The 12,224-nt window shown below is 57.8% G+C and carries 7 protein-coding genes; 4 read left to right on the top strand and 3 right to left on the bottom strand.

The window, feature by feature from the left end:
- Positions 1-198 precede the first annotated feature (198 nt).
- The 4 genes from P1X16_RS12060 (at position 199) to rhaM (ending at position 8,455) form a co-directional block, all read left to right on the top strand.
- The gene (locus tag P1X16_RS12060) at positions 199-3,066 is read left to right on the top strand and encodes a glycoside hydrolase family 2 TIM barrel-domain containing protein (RefSeq protein ID WP_277229129.1); all 2,868 of its coding nucleotides are present in this window, start codon (positions 199-201) and stop codon (positions 3,064-3,066) included.
- A gap of 449 nt (positions 3,067-3,515) precedes the next feature.
- The gene (locus tag P1X16_RS12055) at positions 3,516-4,574 is read left to right on the top strand and encodes a glycoside hydrolase family 88 protein (RefSeq protein WP_277229554.1); all 1,059 of its coding nucleotides are present in this window, start codon (positions 3,516-3,518) and stop codon (positions 4,572-4,574) included.
- Positions 4,575-4,936: 362 nt separating this feature from the next.
- Positions 4,937-7,801, top strand: a complete 2,865-nt coding sequence (locus P1X16_RS12050; RefSeq protein WP_277229127.1) for a glycosyl hydrolase — start codon at positions 4,937-4,939, stop codon at positions 7,799-7,801.
- 339 nt (positions 7,802-8,140) lie between these two features.
- The gene (rhaM, locus tag P1X16_RS12045) at positions 8,141-8,455 is read left to right on the top strand and encodes an L-rhamnose mutarotase (protein WP_277229125.1); all 315 of its coding nucleotides are present in this window, start codon (positions 8,141-8,143) and stop codon (positions 8,453-8,455) included.
- 950 nt (positions 8,456-9,405) lie between these two features.
- Here the strand turns inward: rhaM and P1X16_RS12040 are convergent.
- Genes P1X16_RS12040 through P1X16_RS12030 form a run of 3 tightly spaced genes read right to left on the bottom strand, consistent with a single transcriptional unit; the run spans position 9,406 to position 12,079 of the window.
- Entirely contained in the window at positions 9,406-9,972 is a 567-nt protein-coding gene (locus P1X16_RS12040; protein WP_277229123.1) for an LUD domain-containing protein, read from the bottom strand.
- On the bottom strand, positions 9,969-11,342 hold the full coding sequence (locus tag P1X16_RS12035; RefSeq protein ID WP_277229121.1) for a lactate utilization protein B: 1,374 nt from the start codon (positions 11,340-11,342) through the stop codon (positions 9,969-9,971). The genes P1X16_RS12040 and P1X16_RS12035 overlap by 4 nt, the downstream gene beginning before the upstream one ends.
- Positions 11,339-12,079, bottom strand: coding sequence for a (Fe-S)-binding protein (locus tag P1X16_RS12030; protein WP_277229119.1), 741 nt, complete (start codon positions 12,077-12,079; stop codon positions 11,339-11,341). Before P1X16_RS12030 ends, P1X16_RS12035 begins: the two co-directional genes overlap by 4 nt.
- Between the last annotated feature and the right edge of the window lie 145 nt (positions 12,080-12,224).

The following is a 12,224-nucleotide window of genomic DNA, read 5'->3' as shown; positions in this document are numbered from 1 at the left end:
GCATAGAAGAATAGAGCATCTGCGAAGTGCTTTGGGTTGGGGAGTATCTGGCTGATACCGAAACGTGTTCAGCTAAAGCCAAATGGTGCGCTGGTATCCTATTGTCGGTACAAGCAGGATACTACAGGTTACTGATAGAAAAATTCCATGGTAAGTTGGGACGATTATGAACTCCTCGACTTCCTTGAATCATCTTCTATGAAGACCAATCTACTGTCTTGGCTGGCCTGTGCGGCGTTGTTTTGGGGTGGCGATGCGGCGGCGCAAGCACCAGTCCGCAAGCAGGTGCAGTACCTCTCCGGCACCGACAACACGCACACCGCTACGTGGGACTTTTACTGCACCGGTGGCCGCCGTAGCGGCGCCTGGACTACCATTCAGGTGCCTTCGAGTTGGGAGCAGCAGGGGTTTGGCAGCTACAACTACGGCCGCGACTACAAAACCTACGGCAAAAACTTCCGCTTCGCCGACGAGAAAGGGCAGTACAAGCACCAGTTCAAGGTGCCCGCCGCCTGGCAAGGGCAAGAGATATTCATCGTGTTTGAGGGCTCGATGACCGATACCGAGGTGAAGGTGAACGGCCAACTGGCCGGCCCCATTCACCAAGGCGCCTTCTACCGCTTCAAGTACGACCTCACCGACAAGCTGAAGTATGGGCAGGACAACCTGCTGGAAGTAACCGTAAGCAAGATGTCGGCGGAGCCGACCGTGAACAACGCTGAGCGGCTCGCCGACTATTGGGTGTTTGGCGGCATCTTCCGGCCGGTGTATCTGGAGGCGTATCCCAAGCAGTTCATTCCGCACACCGCCATCAATGCCCGCGCCGATGGCTCGTTTGCCGTGAATGTCGCCCTCAAAGGTTTGCGCCAAGCCACCGACGTGAAGGCCGATATTCTGGACGCCCAAGGCAAGGTGGTCGGCACTGCCCAAGGCCGCGCCGCCGCCAACGATACGCTGGTGAAACTCAGCACTACGGTTAGCAAGCCGCTGCTCTGGAACTCCGAGAAGCCGAACATGTACCGCACCAACATCCGCCTGGAAGCGGGTGGCCAGACGCTCTACCAAACCACCGAGAAGTTCGGGTTTCGCACCATCGAAATCCGGCGCGGCAAGGGCATCTACGTGAATGGCACGCAGGTGAAGATGAAGGGCATCAACCGGCACAGCTGGTGGCCCGAAACGGCCCGCACCCTCAACGACTCCATTCACTTGATGGACGTGAAGCTCATCAAGGAAATGAACATGAACGCCGTGCGCATGTCGCACTACCCACCCGACGCCAAGTTCCTGGACCTCTGCGACTCGCTCGGCCTGTATGTGCTCGACGAGCTAGCCGGCTGGCAGAAAGCGTACGGCACCAAAGTAGGGGAGAAGCTGGTGCGCGAAATGGTGATAAAAGACGTCAACCACCCGAGCATCATCTTCTGGAGCAACGGCAACGAAGGCGGCACCAACAAAGAATTGGATGACGACTACGGCCGCTACGACCTCTCGAACCGCCCCGTTATCCACGCCCACCACCGCCCTGGCAATGCCTTCAACGGCATCGACTGCAACCACTACGAGAACTACTACAGCACCCAAAAAATCCTCGCCGATTCGCTCATTTACATGCCCACCGAGTTTCTGCACGCGCAGGACGACGGTGGCGCTGCCGTGGGCCTGGCCGACTTTTGGGACCTGCACTGGAAGTCGCAACGCTCCGGTGGGGGCTTCCTGTGGGCGCTGGTGGATGAAGGCATCGTGCGCACCGACCAGAACAACATCATCGACGTGAACGGCGTGAATGCGCCCGACGGCGTGGTAGGTCCGCACCGCGAGAAGGAGGGGAGCTTCTACGCTCTGCGGGAAATTTTCTCACCCATCAAGATTGACATGAAGGAGCTGCCCGCCAAGTTCAAGGGCACCATTCCGGTAGAAAACCGCTACCACTACAACAACCTCAACGAGTGCTTTTTCCAGTGGGAGTTGGTGAACTACCGCCAGCCCGGCGAAGTTTTCACCGGCTCAACTACCATGCAGAAAAGCCGCGCCATCTCGCCGAAAGTAGCGCCACTCGGCCGGGGCGAGGTGAAGCTCAAATTGCCTAAAAACTGGCAAGACTACGACGCCCTGGTGCTCTCGGCCTTCGACCCGCAGAAGAACCTGGTGTACAAATGGACCTGGAAAACCAGTGACAACACCCGCCTGCTCCGCAACATCCTGCCCGGCGCGGAAAAGCAACCAGCCGTAGCCGCCACCGAAACCGACAGCACCCTCACCCTGCAAGCCGCCGGAATCACGGTTAGCTTCAACAAGAAAACCGGCGAAATCCAGGATGTGAAAGGCAACAGCGGCGACAAACTCAGCTTCGGCAAAGGCCCCGTGCTAGTGAGCGGCAACGCCACCTTCACCGGCCTGAAACGCCGCACCGAGCCCGATGGCGAAGTAGTGGAAATGACTTACCAAGGCGACCTGAAATCGGTGCGCTGGAAGATGGACGGCAACGGCTGGCTGCGCCTCGACTACGAGTACGCCGTGAGCGGCGACTTGCCCTTTACCGGCATCAGCTTCACCTATCCCGAAAACTACGTGCTCGGCGCGAAGTGGCTCGGCAAAGGCCCGTACCGCGTCTGGAAAAACCGCATGCAGGGCGTGGGCGAAAGTGTGTGGGAAAACGCCTACAACAACACCCAAACCGGCGCTGCCCCCTGGATTTATCCCGAGTTCAAAGGCTACTTCGCCGACATCACCTGGATGGAAATGAACACCGTGGAAGGCAAGTTCCTGGTAGCCAGCCCTGACAAAGGCTTGTTCGTGCGCCTCTTCGATTTCTATGGCTTATCCGGCGTGAAACCCTACCCGACGCTGCCCGTCGGCAACCTGTCTTTCCTGGAAACTATTCCGCCGCTCGGCACCAAACTGGCCCTCAACATCGACTCTAATACCAAAAACCTAGGCCCCAACAGCGAGTTAAACCACGTCAGCGGCCCCGCGAAACGCACGTTATACTTCTTCTTCGGCCTCCCCAAATCCAACGCCACCCCGCAGCCCTACAAGGCGCCCGCCAAAGACGAGCTGTTTTAAAACCGAAGGTTTAGACATCGTTTTCAGCTAGTCTGAAGAACTTACCTGCTGCTTAAAAATCCATAAATCATCTGTCATCCTGAGCTTGCGAAGGACCTTATCCAGTTACAACGACTCGTGTTGACAGATAAGGTCCTTCGCAAGCTCAGGATGACAGATTAGGCAGTCTAGGTATATAGACTAAAGACGCCAGCGGAGTACTTCGTGATGATAATGGCACTTCAAGTCCAGTTGAATCAACGTGCACCGAAGAGTACAGGACGGCTAGCGCGGGCGGATTCACCTTCTTGAACCTATTCTTCGCTACCCACCACTAAGCAGCAGCTACACGAGCCCATTCAACAATGCTAAAAGTGAAACCGAGTGTTTTGAAAAACCATTTTCTAAGCTGGAAAACCCTGTTAGTAGGGTTGCTGATTGCGTCCTCGGTGAATGTATCGGGGCAGAAGATGCCCAACAAGAAGGCGGTGCTGAAAACCATGCGCCTCACCAACGACTACTTCATGAAGCTCTGGCCTGATCCAGGCAAAGACATCATGACCAACAAGCTCCGCCCGAGTCACATCTGGACGCGCGCCGTGTACTACGAAGGCCTAATGGCCCTCTACGGCATCGATAAGCAACAGCGCTACTACGACTACGCCGTCGATTGGGGCACCAAGCACCAGTGGGGCATCCGCAACGGCATCACGGACCGCAACGCCGACAACCAGGCCTGCGGCCAAACCTACATCGACCTCTATAACATCGACCCCAAGCCGGAGCGCATCCGCGACATCAAGGCCAGCATCGACAACATGGTGCAGACACCTAAAGTGGACGATTGGAACTGGATTGACGCCCTGCAAATGGCCATGCCCGTGTACGCCCGCCTTGGCGTGCTCTACAAGGATACCGCCTACTACGAGAAGATGTACCGCATTTACAACTACTCGAAAACCGTGCACGGCGGAAACGGCCTTTACAACCCGCAAGACCAACTCTGGTGGCGCGACAAAGATTTCGTGCCGCCCTACAAAGAGCCCAACGGCGAAGACTGCTACTGGAGCCGCGGCAATGGATGGGTGGTAGCCGCCCTAGTCCGCGTGCTCGACATTATGCCCAAAGACGCCCCGCACCGCGCTGAATACGAGCAGATGTACCTGAGCATGATGAAGGCCCTGCCGCCCTTGCAGCGCCCCGACGGCTACTGGAACGTCAGCCTCCACGACCCAACCAACTACGGCGGCAAAGAGCTAACCGGCACCGCCCTCTTCATCTACGGCATGGCGTGGGGCCTCAACCACGGCCTGCTCGACGCCAAGCAGTACCAGCCCATCATTGCCAAATCCTGGACCGCCATGGCCAAGGAATGCGTGCACCCCGACGGCTTCCTTGGCTACGTGCAAGGCACCGGCAAAGAGCCCAAAGACGGCCAGCCCGTCAGCTACACCAGCAAACCCGACTTTCAAGACTACGGCCTCGGCTGCTTCTTACTAGCAGGCACCGAGATATACAAGATGAAGTAACGCGAAGCTCCAGCTTGGCGAATCGTCGCCGGTATCGGAGTTGAAACTAGAGCTAAGAAGCTTAAGGAGAAGACTAGTTCCCCTCCTCAGCTGAGGAGGGGCTAGGGGTGGTTGATAAACGTCAGAACTATCCATAAGACCGTCATGCTGAGCGCAGTGCAACGAAGCCGAAGCATCTCGCTAGTGTGGTAGACCCTAACGCTTACCCTACGATTCGAGCGAGTTGCTTCGACAAGCTCAGCATGACGGGCGCCATAAACAATAGCAGGTCAACCACCCCTAACCCATCATCTGGAAAAAGCTGGTCTTCTAACCTTCTTGCCATAGCCTGTAGTGTCCTAAACCCCTCGCCTTTCCACCTTATGAAAACACCCCTCGCTCTTTCCCTGCTTTTCGCCGCTGCGCTAACCCAAAGCTCTGCCCTGGCGCAGGGCCCGAAGTGGCCGGAAATCACGCAGCAGACCAAGCCCTGGACGCGCTGGTGGTGGGAGGGCAGCGCCGTCAACAAAGAAGACCTGACGCGCCTGCTCACGCAGTACCAGCAGGCCGGGTTGGGCGGGGTGGAAATTACCACGATTTACGGGGTGAAGGGTGCTGAGAATCAATTCATCAACTTCCTGGAGCCGAAGTGGATGGATATGCTCACGCACACCCTCACGGAGGCGGGCCGGTTGGGCATGGGCGTAGACATGGCGCAGGCTTCCGGGTGGCCGTTTGGCGGGCCGTGGGTAACGCAGGAAGACGCCTGCAAATACGTGGCCTCGCAGACTTACTCGCTCAAAGGCGGCGAGCAGCTACAAGAGCCGGTGCGCCTCATCCAGCAGCCCATCCTGCGCATTATCGGCCCCCGCGTCGACATCAAGCAGTTGGTGGAGCCGATTACCAAGAACCCAGATTTGCAACTCCGCGCCTTCGACCAAGTACGGTTCGAGAAGCCGCTGCCGCTGCAGGCGCTTATGGCCTATTCCGATAAAGGTCAAACGCTAGATTTAACCAGCAAAGTAGCCGCCGACGGCAAGCTGAACTGGACCGCCCCCGCCGGCAACTGGACGCTCTATGGCGTGTTCCAGGGCTGGCACGGCAAGATGGTGGAGCGCGCCGGCCCTGGCGGCGAAGGCGACGTTATCGACCACTTCTCGAAAACCGCCACCGATAACTACCTGCGTTATTTCGATCAGGCATTCAAGGGGCGCGACGTGAAACCCATCCGGGCGTTTTTCAACGATTCCTACGAGGTAGACGACGCGCAGGGCGAGAGCAACTGGACGCCGCAGCTATTCGCCGAGTTTCAGAAGCGCCACGCCTACGACTTGCGCCTGCACTTGCCGGCGTTGTTTGGCAAGGCATCAGAAGACGAAAACAAGCGCGTCCTGTCGGATTATCGGGAAACCATTTCCGAGCTGCTGCTTGAAAACTATACCAAAACATGGGCCACGTGGGCGAAAACCCACGACGCCCTGATTCGCAACCAAGCCCACGGCTCGCCGGCCAACATCCTGGATTTGTACGCCGCCACCGATATTCCAGAAACGGAAGGGCAGGACTTGGTGCGCATCAAGTTTGCTTCCTCGGCGGCGCACGTGACGGGCAAGCCGCTCACGTCGGCGGAAACGGCCACGTGGGAAAACGAACATTTCCTGACTAAGCTCAGTGACGCGAAAAAGGCCATGGACCGGATGCTGCTTGGCGGCGTCAACCACACGTTCTACCACGGCACCAACTACTCGCCACAGGCCGCCGCGTGGCCCGGCTGGATATTTTACGCGGCCGTGCATTTCAACCCTAACAACTCGTTCTGGCCCGATTTCGGCCAGCTCAACAAGTACGTGGCGCGCTGCCAGTCGTTTATGCAAGCCGGCAAGCCCGCCAACGACGTACTGGTGTACCTGCCCATGTACGATGCCTACGTGCGGCCCGGCAAGGTACTCTTGCAGCATTTCGACGGCATCGACCACGGGTTCAAAGGCATGCCCGTTGAAGAAACCAGCGCCACTCTCCTCAAGCGCGGCTACGGCTTCGACTACATTTCCGACAAGCAGCTGCTAGGCGTGAAAGGCGTAGGCAACTCCCTCCAAACGGGCGGCGCCACGTACCGCACCGTTCTGGTGCCCGACGCCAGCCTGATGCCGCTGCCCACCCTGCAACAGCTCGTGAAGCTGGCGCAAGGCGGAGCCACCATCGTGATGGAAGACCAACTGCCCGCCGACGTGCCCGGCCTCGGTAGTCTCGACAGCCGCCGCAGCGCCTTCCGTAAGCTGCTTGCGAAGATAAAGCTAACGCCCGGCAAGCAAGCTGGCATGCAGCAGGCGCAAGTAGGCAAGGGCCGCATTTTGGTAGGCAAAGACGTCGATCAACTCCTGACGCAGGCCGGCGTGAAGCGCGAAAAAATGGTGGATACCGGCCTGGAGTTCGAGCGCCGTCGGCATGCCAAGGGACATTATTATTTCGTGGCCAACTGGAGCGACAAGGCCATCGACGGGTGGTTGCCGCTGCAAACCGCGGCCAAATCAGTGGCTCTCTACAACCCCATGACCGAAAAGCTCGGCATGGCTTCCACCCGCACCGTTGCGGAGGGAATGCCGGAAGTGTACGTGCAACTGGCGCCGGGCGAGTCGTGCATTCTGGAAACCAACGAAGCGGTTACTACCGGCCCGGCCTACGCCTACGTGAAGCCAGCCGGCGCCCCGCAACCCATCAGCGGTACCTGGAAAGTAGCCTTCGTATCGGGTGGGCCGACGCTGCCGGCGGCGCTGCAAACGCAGAAGCTGGACTCCTGGACCACTCTGGCTGGCGAAGCGGGCCAGAAGTTCTCGGGCACGGCCACCTACACCACGTCGTTCCCCGCGCCGCAGGGCACGGGCACCGGCTGGCTGCTCGACCTTGGCCGTGTGGCGCAGAGTGCCCGCGTGCAACTCAACGGCAAAGAACTCGGCACGCTCATCGGGCCGGTGTATCAGGTGTACGTGCCGAAAGAACAGCTGCAAGCCACCAACAACCTGACCGTCACGGTTAGCAACGGCATGGCCAACCGCATCATCGACATGGACAAGAACCATATCGACTACAAGAAATTCTACAACGTGAACGTAGCCGCCCGGCTCAAAGAAAACCGCACCCCCGAAGGCCTCTTCACCGCCGAGAAATGGACGCCGCAGGAATCAGGCCTGCTAGGCCCCGTAACCCTAACCCCCACCGCCTCCGCCACGCAACCCGCTAAAGTGCAGTAAGGGACAACGAATAAAAAACATCTAATAAGACCGTCCTGCTTGATCTAGCGTCCGCTTGCCGAAGCAGTTCACGTACTGACATTGTAGCAAAATTTAAACCGTCATGCTGAGCGCAGTCGAAGCATCTCGCTAGTGTGGTACACCCTTTATAGGTTCAACGATTCGAGCGAGATGCTTCGACAAGCTCAGCATGACAATAGTACCACAACCTGAGCACGGGAGATGCTTCGACTACGCTCAGCATGACGGTGACGGCCTTTGAAATACTAGAGCATTAGCTTTCCTAAGAATCCTGCACTATCAGCGAGAACCGTCGTCCACTCAACCTCACCCAACCATATGGAAGAAGTAGCTTTTACTATGCAACTCAAGCCCGGCAACGTGGCCGAATACCAGCGGCGGCACGATGAAATCTGGCCGGAACTGTCGGAGGCGTTGGAAAGGGCCGGCATTCGGGATTATTCCATCTTCCTCGATCCGGCCAGTGGTACGTTGTTTGCCGTGCAAAAGCGCACCCTCGACCATACCGCCGACCAGTTGCCGGGTTTGCCTGTCATGAAACGCTGGTGGGACTACATGGCCGATCTGATGGACACCAACCCCGATAATTCTCCCGTAGCCAAGCCTTTGCAGCGGGTGTTCCACATGGACTAAAAGGCACTACTGTCCCTCCGACGCCGGAGGAATCTGAGGATAATTGTTTAGCAACTTCACTCAAAGTCCTCCAGCGTCGGAAGGACAGTTTTTAGCTTAAAAAAAACCTTTTAGCAGGAGGGTACGGGACAGTTCTGCGGAAGTAATTCGACAGCTTTGGAATGTGAGTGAAGTACATTTTGACTGACGCGTGGCGGAACCGGGAATTGCGGCCGTGGGAATCCGTCTTGCCTAACCCCGCCACGCGTCACGTCAACTTACACCGAAGTCATGCTGCCCGAGCACTGAAATGATGCTAGCTAAGGGAAGCCCCGAGCAAGACAGTCCGCACTCTCGCACCGTGGCCATCCGCAACCCACAAGCTGCTTCCACCAGCAAAGCCATTGCAGCCGAGGATTGCCTACTTCAGACTCGAATACTTTATCTATCAATGGCGGCAAAATAACCACTACAAATTAGAGCATTAGTGGCCTCAATAGCACAGCCCAACGTCAGGCGCCAATAGTAGTGCAGAACAGCACCAGCAACGAAATTTTAAAGTGAAGTGAAGAATAAGGCTAGAGAAGCGGCTTCCACTTGGAGGCCGCTTCTTTTTTGCATCATAAACGGTCGGCTACCCAAGTGACAAATTCAATAATAGCTCTGCGCATCTAGCAAGGGGGGACTAAGAGTAGTTGACGAACGTCAGAATTTCCTAAGACCGTCATGCTGAGCGCAGCCGAAGCATCTCCCGTGCTGACGTTGTAATACTATTGTCATGCTGAGCGCAGTGCAACGAAGCCGAAGCATCTCGCTAGTGTGGTAAATTCTAACGCTTACCCTACGATTCGAGCGAGATGCTTCGGCTGCGCTCAGCATGACGGTTACTTTAGCAAACGCACGATCTGCACAACGCATAAGCTGCCGGATGCTTCACCCACTTCGTTGGTGGTCTAAAGCGTAGCGTTAGACTAATACAGCAACACCACTAAACTGCGGGCGCCGTGCGCGCCAATCACCAAGGACTGCTCGATATCGGCAGTCTTGGAAGGGCCCGCTATAAAGGCTCCGTAGCCGCCTGTAGAAGGCAACTGCGCATAGGCTTGGTGCATGGTGGCCACGATGCGGCGGTGGTCGAGCACCAGCACCAAGTGTTGGGTGATGGTGGGCAGGGCCCGGTGCAGCATGTTGGCTTCTGGCAGCCAAATACAGCCGTTTTCCGCCACCCCAATTTCACCGGGCAGCACCGCCAAGTCAACATCAGCCAAGACTTCCGTGGACGTTAACGCATCAACGGGTACGGTGCCTGAAAATAGGGGAGAGGCCGAAAGCCGAGACTCTGGATACAACTGCTTCAATACCGGCTGCAACTGCTCGGGCCCGTCAATCCACACCACTTGGCCGCCGATGCTGGTTAGCACTTGCGTGAACCGCTCGGTGGAGTCGTCGCCGCCAAAATCCGGGACGGTGGGTAGGGGTTTTTCGTCGGGTTTGTTGGCGCGGGCGGCGGCCAGGATTTTTTCGCGTGAACTGCTCATGCAGGGTTTTTAGCCTGTTGTTGATACCACTCGCGGAAGCTTTGCTTGGGCGGCGTGGGAAGCTCGCGGGCCACGGCCCACACGTTGAAGTGCCGAGCGTGGGTGAGGCTGTAGGGAAGATACTTGATGCCTTGGCGGGCCAGCTTTCCGCTGACGCCGAAAACCTTTGGGCTAGTCAACAAGCGGCCCATGAGCTTCATGCTCCACTTCTTGGAAGCCGGTATTTCGTTGGCTTCGCCGAGCACCTGCCGCCACTTGTAGAGCTGCGTGTGGATGTCAATCTTGACGGGGCACACATCGGAGCAGGAGCCGCAAAGCGTAGAAGCAAACGGCAACGAGCTGTGCTTCTTCATGTCGATGTTCGGCGACAGGATGGCCCCGATGGGGCCGGGCACGGTGAAGTCGTAGGAGTGGCCGCCGCTGCGCCGGTACACGGGGCAGGTGTTCATGCACGCACCGCACCGGATGCACTTCAGCGAGGCTCGGAAATCGGGCCGGCCGAGCTGCTTGGTGCGCCCATTGTCCACGATGACGATGTGCATTTCCTTGCCAGCCGCGGGCTTGGTGTAGTGCGAGGTGTAGGTGGTAACCGGCTGCCCGGTGGCGCTCCGAGCCAGCAGGCGCGTAAACACCGCCAAGTCGGAGAGGCGCGGAATCAACTTCTCGATGCCCATGGCTGCAATGTGCACGTGCGCTAGATTCACGCCCAAGTCGGCGTTGCCTTCGTTGGTGCACACCACCACGCCGCCGGTTTCGGCCACTGCAAAGTTGACGCCCGAAATGGCCACTTCCGCCGCCAGAAACCGAGCGCGCAGGTGCTGGCGGGCCGCTTCGGTGAGGACTTGCGGATCTATTTCGCCTTTGGCCGTGCCGAGGTGCTGAAAGAACGTTTCCCCCACATCTTCCTTTTTCAAGTGAATGGCCGGCAGTACCAAGTGGCTCGGCGCTTCGTCGCGCAGCTGAATGATACGCTCGCCCAAGTCGGTATCCACCACTTCAATGCCGTTGCTCAGCAGATGCGGGTTCAGGTGGCATTCCTCAGTCAGCATCGACTTGCTTTTCACCACCCGCGTAGCATTGTGCTTCCGGATGATGTCGAGGATGATGGCGTTGTGCTCGGCCGCATCGGCCGCCCAATGGACGTGCACGCCGTTGCGCTTGGCTTGCTCCTCGAACTGCTCCAGGTAGGTATCGAGCTTGCTGAGCGTGTGGTCTTTGATTTGGGAAGCCAGCTCGCGTAGGTCCTGAAACTCAGGCACGGCGTACACGGCTTTGTCGCGCTTGGCGCGCACAAACCAGAGGGTTTCGTCGTGCCAAGTGGTACGGTCGGCATCGCCAACAAATTTGGCGGCTCGGGTGGCGTGGTTCATGAGAGGGTGCCGTTAAGAATTTCGGCAGCGTGCAGTACGCGCATCGGCAACTGCCGCCGCCGCACGATGCCTTCGAGGTGCATCAAACACGACATGTCGCCGCCGGTCAGTACGGTGGTGCCGTTGCGTACGTGGTCGGCCACTCGATCTTGCCCCATCCGGGCCGAAATAGCCGCTTCCGACACGCAGAACGTGCCCCCAAAGCCGCAGCATTCGTCGTTGCGGTCCAGCTCGGTTAGCTCGATGCCGTTGAGCGAGCCGAGGAGCCGGCGTAGCTGCCCGTCGCGGACCGGCGTCATCTCCGATTCGTTGGCTTGATGCAGGCCGCGCTGGCCGTGGCAGCTCAGGTGCAAGCCCACGCGGTGTGGAAATGTGCCAGGAATCTCGGTTACGCCAAGTACGGTGGTAATGAAGTCAATCAAGTCGTAGGCGGAAGTCCGGACCTGCTGTACTTCAGGGGTCTGCTCTAGCTTGTCGAAGTGCTTGCGCACATGGTACACACAGCTACCCGAGGGCGCTACCACGTAGTCGTAGTCGGAAAAGGTATCGACGTAGTGTCGGTAAATGGGCAGTGCATCCTTCTCGCAGCCGCTATTAGCCAGCGGCTGGCCGCAGCACGTTTGCGCGGCTGGGAATTCTGCCTTCACGCCCAACTTCTCCAAGAGCTGCAACGACGCAATACCTACCTGCGGGTAGAACTGGTCGACGTAGCACGGCACGAATAAGGCGACTTTCATTTGCAATGGGTAACAGGTAAAGAGGTAACAGGGAACACGAGGAAACGATTATGCTAAGCTTCCACCTAGCATACTCACATCATAAGACCGTCATGCTGAGCGCAGTCGAAGCATCTCGCTCGAATCGTTGGGGTAGAAGGAGTTT

This window comes from Hymenobacter sp. YC55 (genome assembly GCF_029433095.1).
GTDB lineage: Bacteria > Bacteroidota > Bacteroidia > Cytophagales > Hymenobacteraceae > Hymenobacter.
Note: the sequence above shows the minus strand (reverse complement) of the source record. Positions and strands in the feature narration are given on the sequence as shown.

Excerpts from the sequence above, each read along its gene's own strand:
- P1X16_RS12055 (WP_277229554.1), top strand. The coding sequence starts at position 3,516 with ATGCCCAACAAGAAGGCGGTGCTGAAAACCATGCGCCTCACCAACGAC.
- P1X16_RS12060 (WP_277229129.1), top strand. The coding sequence starts at position 199 with ATGAAGACCAATCTACTGTCTTGGCTGGCCTGTGCGGCGTTGTTTTGG.
- P1X16_RS12035 (WP_277229121.1), bottom strand. The coding sequence starts at position 11,342 with ATGAACCACGCCACCCGAGCCGCCAAATTTGTTGGCGATGCCGACCGT.
- rhaM (WP_277229125.1), top strand. The coding sequence starts at position 8,141 with ATGGAAGAAGTAGCTTTTACTATGCAACTCAAGCCCGGCAACGTGGCC.
- P1X16_RS12050 (WP_277229127.1), top strand. The coding sequence starts at position 4,937 with ATGAAAACACCCCTCGCTCTTTCCCTGCTTTTCGCCGCTGCGCTAACC.
- P1X16_RS12030 (WP_277229119.1), bottom strand. The coding sequence starts at position 12,079 with ATGAAAGTCGCCTTATTCGTGCCGTGCTACGTCGACCAGTTCTACCCG.
- P1X16_RS12040 (WP_277229123.1), bottom strand. The coding sequence starts at position 9,972 with ATGAGCAGTTCACGCGAAAAAATCCTGGCCGCCGCCCGCGCCAACAAA.